Consider the following 18,391-nt stretch of genomic DNA (forward strand, 5'->3'; position numbering starts at 1 on the left):
AGCCAGATGGAGGCGACCCAGTGCGGATGGCCTGGCGCGTCATCTGCCACGCTGCCGAGGTGAGTGAGCGATGAGCAAGAAAGACGCCAAAACCATTGCTGCCGAGGAGCAGGAGAAAGACGATCCCTGGCGCTCCGGGAGAGCGCGCTGGAACATTCGTCAATTCCGGCGGGGACGAGACAGACGCTGGCATTTTCCCGGTCAGCAGCCCGATGAGGTTGTTCGGCTGGTGGTCCGCAAGCACAAGGTCTTTCTGCTGAAGCCGGCCATGCCTACGATTGGCCTGATCCTGGCCTTGGTGCTGGTGATCTGGGCCAGCACCCGTCAGCCGGCCCTGGGAGGACTGTGGCTTGCCCTCGAAGTAATCATTTCGCTGCTGATGTTGGCCGCTTTTGGCTGGTTTTTGTGGAAGGACTTCCTGGCCTGGTGGTTGGAGACCTACATCATCACCAACAAGCGCATCGTCAGTTCGCGGGGGGTACTCCAGCCAGTGCGCCAGCAGATCGAGATCAACAAGGTCAATCAGGTTGGTATTGATCAGGACAGCCTGCTCAGCCTCTTACTCTCCTATGGCAACGTGCATCTGTATCTCACCGGCGGCGATTTCATAATGAAGGATGTTCCTGCGCCGCAGAAGGTCAAGGATGCTATCGAGGGGCTGAGCGCTGAGGTCAAGAGCACTAAGAAACCGGAGGAGAAACCTCCTGCTCCCCGCGATCAAGATCTGACCCGTGTGCTGGAGCAACTGGCCAAAGGCAAGGAGGTCCCCAAACTCCAGGATGCTGATGAGCGCTATCCGCTGCGCCATCCCGATCGCGTGCGTGGTCCCAGGCGGACCTTTGGCGGTCCCTTGCGCATTCCCTGCGATGTGCATTATGCCTCGGGTGAGTTCACCGTTGAATACATTCAGCGCTCGCGCTATGTCCTCTATCGCAACCTGGCTCTGCCGCTCTTCTTCTTCATCTGCATCCCCCTCCTGGCGATTCGTGTCTCGCAGCTGATTCCTGCGACCTGGTATCTGGTGGCCCTGAGTGAGGTCGTGCTCCTGCTGGTCATGGGTTTCATCTACGTCAACTACGTCGATGATGTTTACATTCTGACGAACCGCCGCATCATCGACATCCAGCGCCGTCTGATTTTCCTCTATGAGGCGCGAGTTGAGACCGAGTACAAGAACATCCGCGATATCAAGGTGACGGTCTCCAGCGTCATAGAGCGGCTGCTTGATATCGGCAATGTCTACATCGAGACCCCTGGTTCCAGCGCTGACATCGTCCTTTCCACTGTCGACCATCCTTTCCTGATTCAGGATAAGATCTACTCGATTAAGGGGTATAAGGATCGGGTAGATGCGGTCTCTAAGGAGAATGCCAGCAAGAAGGAGCTACAGAGCTGGTTTGCGGCGATCCTGGCGACGCTCGAAGGGAAATGGCTCAACTACGGTACCCCCAATCTGCAGCGCCTTGATTATTGGTCGGCAGTCGAGCGCGCCAGTGAATTTGGCCTGCGGGTTGTGGCTATGGGTGAGGACACATCGTATCCCGATTTACCGCCGGGGCTGGTTGTACGCCAGAATCCGCCGCCTGGCACGGTGATCAGCCAGGGGGGCGAGATCCAGGTCTATCTGAGCAGGCGGCCCTGACTGGCTGCGATTGCCTCCTCCTGCCCTGCCATACAGGCAGGCGGTGTAGTGTATGTGCCCCCTTGCCTGCCTGGGCAGGACATCCAAAAGAAACGGGAAGCGCCACGCCTGGCGCATCAGCTCCCCCCTTATGGGGAAGGAGGCTGAGCCTGCCAGCGTGGCGCTCTTGTTATACAAGAGCCAAGAGTCACGTCAAACGGTTCTGCTCACTCAGGAAGGTATCCTCTAGCTCAGGCGAGCGACCTTGAACTCAGCGCATGTTCCCACGTACGAGCAAAGCCACGCACTCGATATGGTAAGTTTGGGGGAACATATCGATAGGCTGGGCGGCGATCAAGCGGTAGCGATCGCCGGCGCAGAGCGTAGCGATATCGCGCGCCAGTGTGCTTGGATCGCACGAGACATAGCAGATAGCCCGTGGAGCCAGAGCCAGCAAGCCCTGTAGGGCCTTTGGGTGGCAGCCGGCGCGTGGTGGGTCGATGACGGCCAGATCGATGCGCTCGCGGCGGTAGTGAAGCTGGCCAAGCAAGCGTTCGAGTGTACCCTCGATCGTTGTAATATTGCTCTGATTATTGAGCAAGGCATTGGCCCGCGCATCGGTGACGGCGCTGGGCTGTGACTCGATAGCGATCACGCGGGCGGCGTGATTAGCCAGGAAAGCCGAGAAGAGGCCGACGCCGCTATAGCCATCCAGGACCACATCGCTGCGACGCGGCTCCAGCATAGCGAGGGTGCGCTCGATCAGAGTCGCGGCCTGAGTAATATTCACCTGGAAGAACGAATCGGCAGAGACGCGGAAGCGCTTGCCGAGGACCATATCGGTGAGGAACTCCTGTCCCACCACCACGCGACCGAAGCGTCCGCCGACGCGCTCGATAATGACGCCGACGATGCCGGGAGCGATCGTAATCAGCTCATGGGCCAGCTGTTGAGGCGCCTCGATGATCGAGCCGGGGCGGGCCTGGATGGTCAGCAGCGTGGGCACAGCCCTGGCCGTTTCGCCGGAGCCACCAGCGGGACTGACAGTTCCGACGGCGCCGCGGATCGTAAACTTCTGGATCATCTGGCCCAGGGCATCCCCGAAGTACTTCAACAACTTGGCACGCACGCGCTGGTAGACCATATCCAGGGCGGGGTGCAACAGCGGGCAGTCCTCCAGGTCCTGGACGTCGTGGCTATCGGTCAGCTGGAAGCCGATCTCGCAATTGGGGCCGGTCGAAAACTGAGCGATATTGCGATAGTGCCAGGGCGAGATGCCTGGGGGCATGCCGATAGTCGGGTGGACCACCGCATCGGGCTGCTTGCCGATGCGCACCAGCAGCTGGCGGACGATATGAGCCTTCCAGGTCAGCTGGGCGGGGTAAGCAATATGCTGCCACTGACAGCCGCAGTCAGTCAGCTGAGGATAGCGCGGCTCTACCCGCTCGGGAGCTGGGCGTAAGACTTCCAGCAGCGCCGCCCGCGCATGACCGCGGCGTTCTTCAACGATTTCCACACGAACACGTTCGCCGGGAATGCCACCGGGTACAAAAAGGACCCGTCCCTCGTATCTTCCGACGGCGTCGCCTCCATAGGCAAGGTCTGTCAATTCAACGTCGATGCTCATAATCACCTCGGCGGCCACCTGCACTCTAGAGGCTTGCGTCCCTGCAAAGGTCCTGATCGGTTGCGCGCATGACTGCGGGGGCAGGCCCTACGAGCGCATCGATTGTGCCGTCCCATCTTTCCAACATTGTAACAAACCGACACTGTTGTGCAACAGCAGGGGTGAAGAAGGAGGGCCGTACGTACCCCCTCTTCTGAGCTTGGGAAGGGGGGGCCCGCAAGAGACGGGCCCAATCAGTAATACGCCCCTATTATACAGGATGTCGCACTGTCAGGCGATGGTTAGTTGTGACTAACCCCCATCTCTCCCTGCTGCGAGCGGTGGTCGGGCGGACAAGAAACTGGCTAACCGGGAAGGAGCCGGACCACGTTTAAAGCATGAGCGGGTAGCGAGGCAGGCCATAGAGCCGGGTGCCAAAGCGGCTCAGGAGGGTGGCACCCAGACCAAGCAGGCCTGCGCCCAGGCTCACCAGCCAGCCGAGAAGAGGGAGAGAGCTAGCCAGAGTCAGGATGACGAGTCCCACCGCCACCTGGATCAAGCGGGCGTGCCGCTGTGGAGCGGACGTCTGTAAGAGTCGTTCACCGATCAACAGGCCGAGGGCGACCATGCCCAGCACCCACCCCGCAATCAATCCTACAGCCACTATAATAGCTAGCGGAATAGTAATGATCAGCGTACTCAACAGTAGGATGAGGACCGGGGCTAGGATTGAGCTGAGCAGACCCACGAGCAGACTGCGCCCGACGCAGGTCTGGATCGTAGTACGTACCAGCATCACGTGCTCAGGAAAGAGCCAGGTAAGCAGCAGACCAAGCCCTACCCAGATCAACAGGGAGAGAGAAGGGAAGCTGAAGCTCAAGGAGCCGGAGAAGGGCCAGATCAAGTGCTGCGAGCGGTCAATGAGGGCTCCATCGAGCCGGGCATTGCGCTCACGGGACCAATGGGCGTTATAGAGGTGGATCGTGCCGTGAACGTGGGAACCACTCTGCAGACTGACTGCGCCGCCGTAGAGGTTCACATCCCCATTCACTGTACCCTCGATAATAACATCGCCGTCAAATGCCACCACGTTGCCATTCACCGTACCATTAATGGCAACCGTACCGCCGAAAGAGATAAGATCACTGCAGAGCACCTGATTGCTGGCAACCACGAGATTACCACCGATGAACGGCCCATGTCTGGTGCACTGATCACCCCCTCCTGGGAACTCTTGCTGAGGAGTCACAAGGGGTGCGGCGAACGTCTCCCTCGGGAAGAACGCTCCTGTGAGAAGGAGCAAGAGGAGGCAGAACATCACCAACCCCATGCAGCTAGCTCCCGCAAGCAAGAGCCACCGCTGTCGTTTCCGCGTAGGCTTAAGCATCGGCTCCCGATCCCCTCGCTCTCGATGTGGGCAACCGGCCAGGCTCAGATGCTGGCTGCTTTCGGTTCAGACTCCAGCCAGCCATGAACCAGTCAGACCCCGCTTCCAGCAGCGGGCCTGGCTGGCGCTGTCCGCTTTGCCCCAGGGCCTGTTCCTTCCTGCTTTCTTCCTTCTCTCGCTTGCGGTTTGGCGGCTCGCTCGGCTCGGTCAGGCCTCTTGTGGAACACGCATGAGGCGCAGCCACATCGCCGCGAGCAGCAGAAGGAGGAAGGCTAGAGCGGCCAGTAGTAGATTGTCTTGCGAGACAAAGCTCAGACCAAGGCGCAGATAGGTGAGCGCCACCAGAGAAACATCAACAACATCGCTCAGCAGTAGCAGCGTTCTGACCAGTAGCTCGGGCTGATTGAAAAAGAGCAGGAATAACAATACAGGAATACTGGCGGTCAGAATAAACAGTGAGATCATTAACAGAGAGCTTAAGGTCTGGAGATGTGCCAGGCGAGTGCGTTGCTGTTGATGCAGCTCCTCAAGCTGGCGTGTCGTACGCTGACGCAGGTAGATGGCCTGCATGATCTGTTCGGTAGAAAGGCTGCAAGAAACGGGTGAGAAACTCCTGTACAGAGTCCGCTTCAGCTGCTGCTGCTGCTGCTCATAGTGCCGGCAGGCGGGACAATGAGCCAGGTGAGCAAGGACCTCGGAACGTTGACGGGCCATCTCGGCCTCGCTGTCTCTGTGCTCCTCAGTCAGCCATGCTCTAGCGTCGCGGCAGCGCATCGACCTCTCCCTCCTTTGCGTCTTCCTGCTGCATGTAGCGCGCGAGCAGCTCACGTGCTCGGTGCAGGCGCGCTTTCACCAGCGCGGGCGTCAGCTTGAGCGCTCCTGCAATCTCCTCATATGACAGATCGTACCAGTAGCGCAGGACGATCACCGCGCGGTACTTAGCCGGGAGACGCTGCAGATAGCGCTGAATCTCATCATGCTGCTCGCCCTCTAGAGCAGACTGCTCGGGGCTGCTGCCGTGGTCGATGATCCATTCAAGGAACGGCACTTCTTCCAGCGATCTGGCCAGAAAGCGCCGTCGCCTGAACTGGTCGATGGCCAAATGTGAGGCGATCGAGAGCAGCCAGGTGCTGAACTTATGAGCAGGCTTGTAGCTGGCCAGTTGCATGTAGGCACGGACGAAAGCTTCCTGAGTGACATCCTCGGCCTCAGTCACGTTCCCCAACATACGGTAGGCCAGGTTGTAAACTGCATCTTTGTAGCGCTCGACGAGCACGCTGAAGGCGTCTTGCTCTCCTGCCAGCACAAGCTCTACCAGCGCCGTATCGCTGATCGCCTCCACAGCTGCCCCTTGTACCTGTCCACGCAGGAGCTGCTCCCCTGTGACGGTCCCCTGCCCACTTTGTGTATGGCTCCGACTGGAAATAGCCTCTGCGCTTTCCTCGGGCCGGCTTCCCCGCTTACGTCGTATGTGACGCGCTGGTTGGGCCACTGGCCCAAGACTCAGCGCCCCTGATGCTCGTAATGTCGAATCCATCTTTAGCTATCCGCTCGTTTCCTTTTCGACCGCTTTATCTATATGTAGAAATGGATTGGAAAGTCCTTCTATGGCAAGATACGAGCGGTGACTAAAAAAGTTGTAATCTTTTGGCAAGTGTAGCACGACGGAGGAAGCTCTGACAAGGGGGGTGGTCCTGGGAGATTTGGCTAGAGGAGCAAGCTTCAAGCAGACCGACTGTCATGGATCTGTCGGCTGGCAGGCCGTGCTGCGGCCCATTGCCAGCTGGTGATCAGCGGCTAAGCGTCTGGTGGGGTTGAGAGAGGCGGACGTCCTGTAGAGAGGACAAAAAGGCTACAGGACGTCCGTTTCTTTCCCTTAGTATGTGCGCCTGGACAAGCAAGGCGTAGGGAAGAGGGGGGAGTGGTGTGAGAGCGCTAGATGCTGATATCCCAGATCGTTTGGCCGCTCTCCAAGAGGTCGCTCACGAAGGCCAAGGTGTAGTGGTGCTCTGAGCGAGGGACCTCGTAGGTCAGGGTGCCGCGGATTTGCTCGCCGGCCTCGACCTTGCCATCGGGTGTCTTGGGGGCCGAACTGACAAAGGCGAAGTCCATCTCCTGGCCGCTGCTATCTCTGAGGGTGAAATTTACGGCAGAGGAGACGGTTTGCTCGCTGTTGCTGAGGTTCTTGAGCGCGACGTCGATGAGCAGGTAGGTATTGCCGGTTTTGGGGTGGCTGAACTCATCGCCGTCGCTGGTTTTGGCCCCCAACACAGTCACCTGCCAGATGTCGCCTACCTTGACGGCCTGGCCGACTTTGAAATGCTGCGTCGTCGTGGTCCCGGTCGGCTTGTTGGTGGTGCTTGAGGAGGAGGGGGTAACCGCTGTTCCTGTGTTACTGCTCGTGCTCCCATCGCAGGCCAACAGAGCCATGATGAGGAGACCCACGCCTATCACTAGGCTCAACACACGCTTCATCTTTCGATCAACCTCCATTCATACAGGTGGGCTAGTAGATCCTGGGAACGATCTTCCCAATCGCTCAACGTTCGTCGCCGTAATTTTTATCGCTCAGATTGCCCTTTAAAATGGCTCAGTAATTGGCCTGAAAGCGCATTTAGACATGAAAATACGACCACATTGTGACTGAAAAGGCCCATTTTCTACTTGATTTCGTGACTTTTGGCCAGCAAGGAGGGGCCGGGTAGATGCAGGCGGCGAGGTAGCTGGTGGAGGCTGGCAGACCGAGGCTGGTGACAGGAGAGATGAGAAGCGGACCAGTTGCTTCCTGCTCTGGGGAGCGGGTACAGAAGTCTCGAAGAAGGCAGCAAGAGAGGGGACGCAAGTTGATGCGACGATCAAGAAGTTAGCTGACTCAGGGGAGTGTGTTAGCTTTGGGTTTTGGGAGGGCTGTGTAGCCCAGGGGATCAGGGTCAAAAGGGTCGATCTGAGGGACAAAGGTGCCCTGGGGTGAGCTGGTGGGGAAAAGGACTCAGTGGGCCTGGGGAGCGGTGTGGAGCGGGAAGAAGGAACAGGTGGGGCGAGTGGGACTCGAACCCACACGGGGGTCTCACCCCAGGGGATTTTAAGTCCCCTGCGTCTACCATTTCGCCATCGCCCCATTGTCTCCTGGCTGACCAGGTGGCGGGCATCTGTAGCACCTATCCGGTTCGGCGTCTGAAGACTACTCAGCGCCGGCCTTCTGTCCCACCCTGCACGAGAGTGGGGCACGGCCTCGTGGTTGACCTTAAGCTCTGCAATGCTACAGATCCCAGTGCAATTCTAGCAGATCTTGGGGGAGAGGACAAGTCAGCTTCCACCGTTGCAACTGGCGAGTAATCTGCGGCTTCATCGATCCAGACCGCCAGCTCAGCTCTCTTTGCTCAGCAGGGCGGGAAGCGTGAAGATCATGGCCACACTTACTGATGGTGATTGGCCCCTGTCAGGACGCAGGGGCAGAATCTTCCCCTGGGACCACCTTCGGCTAGAGGGAAGCTGAGCCGATACGTTTCTAGCGAGCAGCTTGAGGGGCAATTTGTCAAAGGCGGCGGTGGCTGTATTGACGTGCCTTTTTATCTGCGGCATAATACCAGAGTGATCGTTATACATGTACATGACATGTAAGTGGGCGGAACGCAACAAATGACAAACGAAGCAGGCACTCATAGTCTTTCTGCTGAAGGGCAACAGCGAGGCACGTATGAGGTGATCGTGGTTGGAGCAGGGCATGCTGGCTGCGAGGCCGCACTGGCCAGCGCGCGCATGGGCCGTAAGACACTTCTGCTCACCATGAACCTGGACAGCATTGCGCTCATGCCCTGCAATCCCTCAATGGGAGGACCAGCGAAAGGGCACCTGATCAAGGAAATCGATGCCCTTGGCGGCGAAGTTGGGCGCAACACGGATCGCACCTTCATTCAGATCCGCTTACTCAACACTGGCAAAGGGCCAGCAGTCCAGGCCCTGCGCGCTCAATGTGACAAGCAGGCCTATCGCCTGGCGATGAAATTTGCATTAGAAGCTCAGCCTCATCTTGATCTGAAGCAAGCGACGATCACGCACTTTCTCTATGAGCAGGGGCAAGATGGGCGCCCGGCTATTCGTGGGGTCGTGACCAGTACTGGCTGGCAGTATGAGGCGAAAGCGGTTGTGCTGACAACGGGCACCTTCCTCAACGGGCGCCTCGTGGTAGGCGAGAAGACCCAGCCAGGCGGACGCGCTGGCGAAGGTCCCTCACTGGGAGTCGCCGACTCGCTACGGGCCTTTGGCCTGGAGGTGCGCCGTTTCAAAACCGGGACACCGCCACGCATCGATGCGCGCACCATCGATTTCAGCAAGACCGAGCCGCAGCCGGGCAGCCGCGTTCCCCTCTATTTCTCCTGGGATGAGGCGGCCCGAGCCGATGTGCAGCTGCCAGGCGGGCGGCCTCATCCGGTCTATCCGGTTACCGATGAGGACCTGCACGGCTGGCGTCCGCAGTTGCCCTGCTATCTGGTGCGCACCAACGAGCGCACCCATGAAGTGATTCGCTCCAACCTGCATCGCTCTCCGCTCTTCAATGGCCTCATCGAAGGCATCGGACCCCGCTATTGTCCCTCGATCGAGGATAAGGTGGTACGTTTCGCTGAAAAGGCCTCCCATCAGGTCTTTTTGGAGCCGGAGGGTTGGCGCACGGGCGAGGTCTATGTGCAGGGAATGAATACCAGCCTCCCCGAGGATGTGCAGCTGGCCATGCTGCGCTCTATTCCGGCCCTGGAGCGGGTGGAGATTGTTCGCTTTGGATACGCTGTCGAATACGATTATGTTCCCCCCTATCAGCTCACACCGACCCTGCAGACGCGGGCCGTAGCCGGCCTCTTTCTGGCTGGTCAGATCAACGGCACCTCTGGCTATGAGGAGGCGGCAGCCCAGGGGATGATGGCCGGCATCAATGCCGCTCTCTATGCCCGCGGTGAGTCGGGCTTCGTCCTGGGCCGACACGAAGCCTATATCGGCGTCCTCATCGATGACCTGGTAACTCGTCCTCTCAGCGAACCCTATCGCCTGCATACTTCGCAAGCCGAGTATCGCCTCCTCCTGCGCGCCGATAGCGCTGATCTGCGCCTGAGCGACTACGCCTATCGCCTGGGCCTCATCGATGAACAACGCTATGCACAAGTGCTGCACAAGCGCGAGCAGATTGAGCAGACCCTGGGACGCCTGAGCAAGGTGATCTTGACTTCGTCGCGCCGTGTAGAGTCTGCTGCGCGCGAGGTGGGCATCGCTCCGCTTGGTCAGATGACCTCGGCTCGCGATTTGTTGCGGCGCCCCGAGGTGCACTATGGGCAGGTCGCTGAACTGACCCGCCTTGCCTTCCAGAATGAGGAGCGCACGCACACAGCGCCACCTTTACCCGCGCTCTCTCCTGATATCGCGCAAGAGGTGGAACTACAGGTTAAGTACGAATATTATGTTCAAAAACAGCAGCAATTGGTTCGGCAGGCTCAGCGTCTTGAGGGACTCCTGATTCCCGAGAATCTTGATTATCAGAGCATTCCCCACTTACGGACGGAAGCGCGGCAGAAGCTGGCCCGCTTGCGCCCACGCACGGTTGGACAGGCCTCACGTATTGAGGGAGTCACACCGGCGGATATCGCTATTCTGATGGTCTATGTGGAGAAGCTACGCGCGGCGACAAAGGCTGTCTCGTAGTAGGGGCCCCGGCCAGCAAGGCAGGGGGCGAGGGCAAAGCACAGAGGGAGGAGAACCGTGATCATCCTCTGGCGCATTGTTGATGGGCCGTGGTAAGGAGAGACGACCGTCGGTTATCCTGGCCTGGAGAGGGATGCAAGGAGGCATGGCATGCGGCTACTGCTTAGGCTACTACGCTCCTTTGCTTCTATAGCGATGTGTCCGAACAGCATGCTCATCCTGCCGGGCCGTGAGGCAGAGCGCAGCCCAAAGCTGGATGGACTGCGGACCTTCCCCGTTCCCGGCGGCTGAGCACTATGTGCTGAAGAGGGGAAGAACTGTGTATATCCTTGTGGTTGATGATAGCCAGTTTACAACTGCACTGGTGCAGTTTGCCTTGAAACAGGAAGGCTACGAAGTTGAAGTCACGGACAACCCTCGCGGGGCTATGCAGATGATCCAGAAGCGCGAGCCTGACCTGTTGATTCTCGACATTGCCATGCCCTATCAGAGCGGTTTCGAGTTTACTGCCAGGTTGCGAGCGGAGGGGTACGATATTCCTCTGATCTTCATGACCGCCCAGGATAGCATGGAGTCTAAGCTCAAAGGCTTTCATATTGGGGCTGATGACTATATTTGTAAGCCTTTCGATCACCAGGAGCTGGTCGCGCGCGTCCAGGCTGTACTGCGTCGCATCAAGCGCAGCAAACGCAATGAGGGTCAAAGTATCCGCGTTGGTCCAATCGAGCTATTCCCGGCTGAGCTACAGGTAGTGATCAATGATCGCGTCAAAGTGCCATTGACCCGCACCGAGATGCAGGTCTTGCGCATCCTGATGAGCTGCCCCGATCAAGTAGTCAGCCGCGATCAGCTTCTCTCTTCAGTCTGGAATGATAATGAGAATAATAGTAATATTGTTGATGTTTACATTGGCCGTTTGCGCAAAAAATTAGAGCCGGATGCCGCTCATCCGCGCCATATTATTTCTGTGCGTCGTATCGGATATAAGTTTGTCAGCAAGTAAGGAAAAGGGGGGAACGTGGTGAAATCGGTCTCTCGCCGCTCTCGGGTGAAGGAGCGTGCGCCTGCCAGGGCCGAAATCCGGCAGGTACACAACGTTGACGGCGTTGACCAGCCTGATCAGTCGTTATCTGAGGAGCAAGCGCGTACGCAGGAGGAAACGGCAAGTAGGAAGAAAGTGGTGCGTGAGCGGCATCCGCCCGAGCAGGAGAGCCGGGCGGAGATGGAGCTGTTGGCGGACTGTGCTGGGAAGGCGCTGGCTGCCACGACTGATGTCGCCTTTCTCCTGGACAGCTGCTTTCGTCTCCGGGCCTTCAATCCTGCAGCGGCGGCTCTCTTAAACTGGGAAGTAGCTGCCACCATTGGCCAGGGCTGTGCCCAGGTTCTCAGGTGTCGCAACCTGGACCATATGCCGCTCTGTGGAACCTCTGGCTGTCCGCTGGTGCGTGTCTTGCAGGGAGGGCAGCCGCTGGCCAACGAGGAAATCATTCTCGGTCCCGAGACTGTGCAGGGTTGGGAAGCCTCGGTCAGTGTCACCCCTATCGAAGCCGCCAATGAACCCTATGTCTTCTTCCTGGCGCGCGATGTCTCTGCCCTCAAGATGGCCAATCGCATGCGAGAGCACTTTGTATCGATGGTCTCGCATGAGCTTCGTACGCCGCTCAACTCCGTGCATGGGTTTATCGAGCTGCTCTTGCGCGGGCAGATGGGGCCGTTGAACGATACCCAGCGCGAGTACCTGGGCTACGCCAGCGAGGCGTTGCAGCAACTACTCTCGCTAGCCGAGGATGTCCTCTTCATGGCGCGCTCCGATGCTGGGCACTTTGAGGTTCGGCTCCAGCAGGTGAACGTTGAGGTCCTCTCTCAACAGGTTCTGGAGAGCTTGTTACCGCTGGCGCGCAAGGCTGAGATCGTCATGAGCAAGGAGATAGAGCTGCCCGCTCCGCTCCTGCATGCTGATCCGCAGCGTCTTAAGCAGGTACTCTCTAACCTGCTGGGGAACGCCATTAAGTTCACCCCACCGGGGGGAACAGTGGTTCTACGCGCCCGTCCCGATCCCGATGATCCTCAGATGGCGCTGCTCTCCGTGAAAGACACTGGCTTTGGTATTGCACCCGAAGATCAGCCTCATGTCTTTGAACGCTTCTATCAGGCCACGCACAGCATGCAGTCCCGCATGGGGGGCTATGGGCTGGGGCTGACGATTGCCCGCCTCATCATTGAACAGCATGGAGGTAAGATCTGGTTTGAAACAGTCCCTAATCGGGGTACCACCTTCTATTTCACTCTCCCTCTCTATCGCGAACCAGCGCCAGGAGAAGAGAGAGGCAAAGGCGGCTAACTGGGCCAAGAGGTCCACCACACTGTTCGCTGCTCTAGATGAGGCGGGGGGAGGTGCAGGTGGCAGGCAGGCCAGAGGGCGCTTACTGCCAAAGCGAATCCTGAACGGCTCCGTTTGCTGTATCCTGTCCCTCCTTGGGTCTGCTGGCTGGCTCTCGATAGGCGTTATTCTTTGAGAGCCGATCGGCCAGGCGCGTTGGCTCGGGCAGGCGATAACCGCGACAGCAGGAGAGGGCGTAGCGGATGCTTGTCTCCAGGCTGATCCGGTGACCGATAGATATGATCATTGGCTTGACGTGCTCGCGCGTCCGCACGGCAGCGCCGATGATCTCTCCATGATCGAGCAGAGGAACCCAAGAGCCGGCTGTTGCGCCTAGCTCCTGCTCGTTGTAGTGGCCGCGCAGGACCGATTTAGCGCATCCAATTGTGGGGAGATCCAGCCAGAGGCCCAGGTGGGAAGCGATGCCCAATCGGCGCGGATGAGCGATTCCCTGGCCGTCAACCATGATCAGATCCGGCTCCTGTCGCAGCAGATTGAGTGCTCCCAGCACGCAAGGCAGCTCGCGAAATGAGAGCAAGCCCGGGATATACTCCATGCGTACTGGCTCCTCGTAGACATGTTGCTCCTCCAGCTCCAGGGAAGGGTAAGAGAGAAGAACGGCGGCGGCGCGCGCCAGACCATTGTTTTCATTGATCGCCAAGTCGACGCCAGCAATATGCTGGATCTGAGACGGCAGGCGATCCTCGCGAATCACCCGGCTGGCAAGCTCTTTCTGCAGAGCGATGGCCTGCTCTGGCTGCAGGTTCCACTCATGCAGGGGGTGTACTGCTCGCATGGGCTATCGTGCCTCCGCAATGAAGATCATGCGCGGGCTTTGCAGTTCGTAGGGGGCCATCTCATAATTGCCGTAGACATCCTTGATGGCAAAACCCGCCTGCTCTAGCATCAATTCCAGCTCACTGCGCTCGAAGAGGTAAAAAGTGGTGCGTGTAACGGTGCGCCGCACCGTTTCCCCCTGGCAGTACTGGTCATAGAAATGGACCAGCTCCAGCATGTGGCGGGTGTTGGACGCGGAAGGAGAAACAAAATGGGTCAACAGGCTACCGTCCTCGCATGTCCAGGTCCCCTGATGCAGAAGCTGCCCACTCAGATTTTCCATCGCGCGAGCATCGGCGTTGCTGAGATCAAGGATGAGTGTGGCGCCGGTCACCAGGTGAGCGCGTAACAGGGCCAGCGCTTGCTGCTGATCTTTGCGGGTGGTCAGGTGGGCGAAGGAGCCGAGCGCGATAAAAGCCAGTCGAAAGCGCTGCTCTAGATGTAAGGCGCGCATATCCTGCTGCACCAGTGTCACTCGTGACAGAAGGCCCTCCTGGATCAGCCGCTGGCGTGCGCGTTCCAGCATCCTGGCCGAGATGTCGACCCCGGTCAGCTCATAGCCTTCGCGCGCCAGTGGTAGAAGCAGGCGACCGCTGCCGCAGGCCACCTCCAGCAAAGGACCGTAGGGGCCGCATAGCTCGGCAAAGTCCCGATAGAGGTCCAGGTCCTCCAGGAAGTGGGTATGCTCGATATCGTAAAAAGCTGCAATGGTATCGTAATCGTTCACAGTATCTCTTTGCATAAGAAGATCCGCTCCGCATAGCTCGGCGATGGGCGCTGGCCTCTAGAATACTCTCCCGATGATAGCACGGGAGCAAAAGAGCCGCAAGAGGGGAAAAAGAGGATCTGGCCAGGGCAAGGAGGTTCACAAGGAAGGAGCTGCCATGACCTCTCTGCTGGCCTGCCGGCCTGCTGCCGGCGGACCATCCTGGTGAGATCTTCTACAAGAAGCGTCTCTGGAACGGGGAAAGGCTAAATCCCATCTGCCGAGCTGATGCGATCGAGAGTGGGCAGGGCCTGCGTGGCGAACGTCAGATGAACATCATAGATTGCCAGGTCGCGCCAGACCGTGACAGTGAAATGGTAGGGGTCCTGGTCATCGACTGAGAAGTCCGAGACCTTGCCGAAGCGCTGATCTTGCGCGCGCGCGAGCTGAAGATAGCCATTCAGGTCCAGATGCTGCCCCTGCACTGTGGCGTCGCTTGCCAGCTCGATATAGGCTAATTGATACTGCTGCTGCTGGATAGCCGTGTAATAATTCTGCACGACCGTGCGGTGGGCCGTTTCAAGCGTGGCTGGCGAGACGTTCTGTCTGAGGCTCTGGCTGAGAAGCTGACTGGTCTGCTGGTAGGCAAGGAAGGTGGCGAGGCCGCAGCTGGCCAGACTGGCTACGATGAAGAAGGTGATGGCCAGCGGTAGCCACCACGGTTGCTGACGGGTTGAACGCGGAGCCGGAGGAGCTGGTAATGGTGTTGGGAGCGGCGCGGGACCGCCATAGGGCGGAAAGGGCACCATACCCATGCCGGAGGGAAAAGCCGTCGCTGGTGGTGGGGGAAACCAGGTCGGAGGCACCATGTTCGCTGCGCCGAACCAGGGCTGCGGTCCTGGCGCGGCAGAAGGCCACGGAGAAGCGAGTGATGACTGCTCAGGCTGATTCTGTTGCTGAGGATCTGACTGCATCGAACCTTATCCCCCTGCTCCTGATGAGCCAGATAGCTAGTAGTAGACGTTCGATCAAGCCTCTCCTTGTAGGGCAAGATAAGTATAATGAACCAGGACATATTTGGCAAGACCACAACAGTGGTTTTTCGATCTGTAATCTGTAGTGGCTTGTCCTGACCTCCACAGGTGCCTACCTGAGCAAGCGGGACGACAAGAGGAGTACACTTTCTTCCTGCGGCCAGCAGCGCGCTTGCGCAGACCACGAAGCCAAGAAAAGAGGGCAATTCCTCACCGCTCCCAGCTCAGGGATTGGGGAGCGTCAGAAGGAATTGCCCGCTTTCCTAAAGCTACACGCCTTCGAAAGCAACCCGCAAGCCAGACGCCCAACGGGACGAAGGTGACTGGCCCGGGCCTGGTCTCCTTATTTATCCTTTTCGGACTTGCTCAAAGCGGCCTGAGCGGCGGCCAAGCGAGCCACTGGCACCCGGAAGGGCGAGCAGCTCACATAATCGAGGCCAACCTGATGGAAGAACTCGATGCTGCTCGGATCGCCGCCGTGCTCGCCACAGATTCCCAGCTCAATCTGTGGATTGGAGGCGCGTCCCTTCTCAGCCGCCGTACGGACCAGCTGACCCACGCCATCGCGGTCGATTGTCTGGAAGGGGTTCACTGGCAAGATCTTCACCTTTTCGGGCAAGCCAGGGGCCTCCAGACCGTCGACGTACTTCATCAAGAACTTGCCTTCGGCATCGTCGCGGCTGAAGCCAAAGGTTGTCTGCGTCAGATCGTTGGTACCGAAGCTGAAGAAGTCGGCCACCGTCGCGATCTGATCGGCGGTCAGTGCGGCGCGCGGCAACTCGATCATCGTACCAAACTTATACTCGACCGCAGAGCCAGCCTCTGCCGTAATCTCTTTGGCCACGGCCTCAAGCTGGCGGCGTACCTCGCGCAGCTCGTTCACATGCCCGACCAGCGGGATCATGATTTTCACCTGGGGCTTCTTCCCGGTCTTACGCGCTACCTCCAGAGCGGCCTCCAGGATGGCGCGCGTCTGCATAATGGTAATCTCTGGGTAGAGCAAGCCCAGGCGACAGCCGCGCAGGCCGAGCATCGGGTTCATCTCGCGCATCGCGGCCACGGCATCGAGCAGGGCCTTTTTCTCCTTGAGCGCCTCTGGATTGGCGCCAGTGGCCTCCAGGCGCGTCACCTCGACCAGCAGCTCCTCATAGTTTGGCAAGAACTCGTGAAGCGGCGGATCGATCAGGCGGATCACCACCGGATAACACTCCCCGGTGCGCGGATTGACCATCGTCTCGAAGATCCCGATGAAATCGCCACGCTGGAAAGGCAGCAGCTGGTCGAGGGCGGCCTGTCGCTCCTCGGGGGTCTTCGCCAGGATCATCTTCTGAACGATGGGCAGGCGCTCCTGCTCCATAAACATATGCTCGGTGCGGCAGAGGCCGATACCCTCGGCGCCGAACGTTACCGCGCGCTGAGCATCGCGGGGGTAGTCGGCGTTGGCCCAGACCCCCAGCTTACGGATGCGGTCCGCCCAGTTCAGGAGCTTCTGCAGCTCGGTCTCCTTTTCGAAGTCCGGCTCCACCGTGGGAATCACTCCGGCAAAGACCTCGCCGGTGTCGCCATCGATGGAGATCTCATCGCCCTCACGGATGACCACATCGCTGCCGACCACGCGGAAGAGCTTCTCCTCCTCGTAGACGCGGATTCCCTCACAGCCGGCGACACATGGGAGACCCAGGCCGCGGGCCACCACCGCGGCATGGCTGGTAGCGCCGCCACGGGCCGTCAAGATACCCTTAGAGACGAGCATTCCGTGGACGTCGTCGGGGCTGGTCTCTGGGCGAACCAGGACCACCGGCACGCCGGCCTTTCCCAACTCCTCAGCGCGGTCGGCGTCGAAGACCGCTTTACCCGCGGCAGCACCGGGTGAAGCATTCAAGCCGCGGGCCAGAAAACGCCCCTCCTGATGAGCGCGGGCCTTCGCTTCCTCATCAAAACGCGGCAGCAGCAGCTGATAGATCTGGGTTGGATCGGAGCGGCGGATGGCCTCCTCCTCGCTGATCAGCCCTTCCTCGACCATGTCCACGGCGATCTTCACCGCCGCCCTGGCTGAGCGCTTGCCCGAGCGTGTCTGCAGCATATAGAGCCGGCCACGCTCCACCGTAAACTCCATATCCTGCATATCGCGATAGTGTCGCTCCAGACGGCGAGCGATCTCCTGGAACTGCTCGTAGACCTGAGGCAGCTCCTCCTTCAGGCGGCTGATCTTCGAAGGCGTGCGGATGCCAGCCACCACATCCTCGCCCTGAGCGTTGAGCAGGTACTCGCCGTACAGCTCCTTCTCACCGGTGCTGGGGTTGCGTGTGAAGGCCACGCCGGTACCGCTGTCATTGCCCATATTGCCAAAGACCATGCTCTGCACATTGACAGCGGTGCCCAAATTGTGAGGGATCTTATTGAAGTTGCGGTAATCGATGGCCCGCTTATTGTTCCAGGAGGCGAAGACCGCCTCGATAGCGCCTTTGAGCTGCTCGTAGACGTCGGTGGGGAAGGGCTGACCGGACTGGCGTTCGGCGATCTGCTTAAATTCGGCTACCAGTTCCTTGAGAGCTGAAGCCGGCAGCTCTGCGTCGCTCTTGGCTCCCGTGCGCTCCTTATACTCATCGAGCTTCTGCTCAAACTCGCGGGGGTCGGCATCGAGCACGATCTTGCTGAACATCTGGATAAAACGCCGGTAGGCATCGTAAGCGAAGCGCTCATCGCCGGTTTGCTCTACCAGACCCTGAACCGTCTCATCATTGAGGCCCAGGTTCAGCACGGTATCCATCATGCCTGGCATTGAGAACTTCGCGCCCGAGCGCACGGAGACGAGCAGAGGATTATGGCGATCGCCAAAGGTTTTGCCGGTCTGCTGCTCGACGATACGCAGAGCGGCCAGGGCCTGTTCCCACATCCTTGGTGGGAACTGTTTTCCAGCCTCGTAGTAGGCATTACAGGCTTCAGTCGTGATAGTGAAGCCTGGAGGAACCGGCAAGCCAGCCTTGGTCATCTCGGCGACGCCTGCCCCCTTGCCGCCGAGCAAGTCGCGCATGCTGGCACTGCCTTCAGTGAACAAATAGACCCACTTGCGCGGCGATTGCTTGACCACCTCTTCAAAGGGCGTTCCCTGGGGCTGCCCTCCTGTGATTG

Annotated in this window: 14 protein-coding genes and 1 tRNA gene; 5 read left to right on the top strand and 10 right to left on the bottom strand. The window is 59.0% G+C overall.

The window, feature by feature from the left end:
- The first annotated feature begins 70 nt into the window (after window positions 1–70).
- The gene (locus tag N688_RS02100; protein WP_052887741.1) at window positions 71–1,642 is read left to right on the top strand and encodes a PH domain-containing protein; all 1,572 of its coding nucleotides are present in this window, start codon (window positions 71–73) and stop codon (window positions 1,640–1,642) included.
- A gap of 250 nt (window positions 1,643–1,892) precedes the next feature.
- On the opposite strand, the gene rlmD is transcribed toward N688_RS02100, so the two are convergent.
- The 6 genes from rlmD to N688_RS02130 form a co-directional block, all read right to left on the bottom strand.
- Window positions 1,893–3,248: a 23S rRNA (uracil(1939)-C(5))-methyltransferase RlmD gene (gene rlmD / locus N688_RS02105; RefSeq protein ID WP_156025249.1), complete on the bottom strand. Its 1,356-nt coding sequence runs from the start codon at window positions 3,246–3,248 to the stop codon at window positions 1,893–1,895.
- A gap of 370 nt (window positions 3,249–3,618) precedes the next feature.
- Window positions 3,619–4,557 carry a DUF8173 domain-containing protein gene (locus tag N688_RS02110; protein ID WP_052887743.1) on the bottom strand — a complete coding sequence of 313 codons (939 nt, stop codon included), beginning with the start codon at window positions 4,555–4,557 and terminating at the stop codon, window positions 3,619–3,621.
- A gap of 264 nt (window positions 4,558–4,821) precedes the next feature.
- Window positions 4,822–5,328: an anti-sigma factor gene (locus N688_RS02115; RefSeq protein ID WP_156025251.1), complete on the bottom strand. Its 507-nt coding sequence runs from the start codon at window positions 5,326–5,328 to the stop codon at window positions 4,822–4,824.
- 40 nt (window positions 5,329–5,368) lie between these two features.
- Window positions 5,369–6,151, bottom strand: a complete 783-nt coding sequence (locus N688_RS02120; RefSeq protein ID WP_081838412.1) for a sigma-70 family RNA polymerase sigma factor — start codon at window positions 6,149–6,151, stop codon at window positions 5,369–5,371.
- A gap of 398 nt (window positions 6,152–6,549) precedes the next feature.
- A complete protein-coding gene (locus N688_RS02125; RefSeq protein ID WP_052887746.1) occupies window positions 6,550–7,089 on the bottom strand; it encodes a DUF4352 domain-containing protein in 540 nt (179 codons plus the stop codon).
- Between the two features lie 558 nt (window positions 7,090–7,647).
- Window positions 7,648–7,732: transfer RNA gene (locus N688_RS02130), tRNA-Leu, on the bottom strand.
- Window positions 7,733–8,253: 521 nt separating this feature from the next.
- Between N688_RS02130 and mnmG the strand changes: the two genes are divergently transcribed.
- The 4 genes from mnmG to N688_RS02145 all read left to right on the top strand — a co-directional run bounded on the left by mnmG (window position 8,254) and on the right by N688_RS02145 (window position 12,643).
- Window positions 8,254–10,302: a tRNA uridine-5-carboxymethylaminomethyl(34) synthesis enzyme MnmG gene (gene mnmG, locus N688_RS02135; protein ID WP_052887747.1), complete on the top strand. Its 2,049-nt coding sequence runs from the start codon at window positions 8,254–8,256 to the stop codon at window positions 10,300–10,302.
- A 150-nt stretch (window positions 10,303–10,452) separates the two neighbouring features.
- Window positions 10,453–10,593, top strand: a complete 141-nt coding sequence (locus N688_RS23095) for a hypothetical protein (protein ID WP_162179472.1) — start codon at window positions 10,453–10,455, stop codon at window positions 10,591–10,593.
- 28 nt (window positions 10,594–10,621) lie between these two features.
- Window positions 10,622–11,305: a response regulator transcription factor gene (locus N688_RS02140; RefSeq protein WP_052887748.1), complete on the top strand. Its 684-nt coding sequence runs from the start codon at window positions 10,622–10,624 to the stop codon at window positions 11,303–11,305.
- Window positions 11,306–11,320: 15 nt separating this feature from the next.
- Window positions 11,321–12,643, top strand: coding sequence for a PAS domain-containing sensor histidine kinase (locus N688_RS02145; RefSeq protein WP_052887749.1), 1,323 nt, complete (start codon window positions 11,321–11,323; stop codon window positions 12,641–12,643).
- Between the two features lie 82 nt (window positions 12,644–12,725).
- Here N688_RS02145 and nfi read toward each other — a convergent pair whose 3' ends face one another.
- From nfi to ppdK, 4 genes are all read right to left on the bottom strand, one after another.
- On the bottom strand, window positions 12,726–13,478 hold the full coding sequence (gene nfi / locus N688_RS02150) for a deoxyribonuclease V (protein ID WP_081838415.1): 753 nt from the start codon (window positions 13,476–13,478) through the stop codon (window positions 12,726–12,728).
- A gap of 3 nt (window positions 13,479–13,481) precedes the next feature.
- Complete coding sequence (locus N688_RS02155) at window positions 13,482–14,261, bottom strand: class I SAM-dependent DNA methyltransferase (RefSeq protein ID WP_081838416.1); 780 nt, start codon at window positions 14,259–14,261, stop codon at window positions 13,482–13,484.
- 230 nt (window positions 14,262–14,491) lie between these two features.
- On the bottom strand, window positions 14,492–15,199 hold the full coding sequence (locus N688_RS02160) for a hypothetical protein (protein WP_052887751.1): 708 nt from the start codon (window positions 15,197–15,199) through the stop codon (window positions 14,492–14,494).
- Between the two features lie 403 nt (window positions 15,200–15,602).
- Window positions 15,603–18,350, bottom strand: a complete 2,748-nt coding sequence (gene ppdK, locus N688_RS02165; RefSeq protein ID WP_162179613.1) for a pyruvate, phosphate dikinase — start codon at window positions 18,348–18,350, stop codon at window positions 15,603–15,605.
- Window positions 18,351–18,391: the final 41 nt, after the last annotated feature.

It is taken from the genome of Thermogemmatispora carboxidivorans (genome assembly GCF_000702505.1).
Lineage (GTDB): Bacteria > Chloroflexota > Ktedonobacteria > Ktedonobacterales > Ktedonobacteraceae > Thermogemmatispora > Thermogemmatispora carboxidivorans.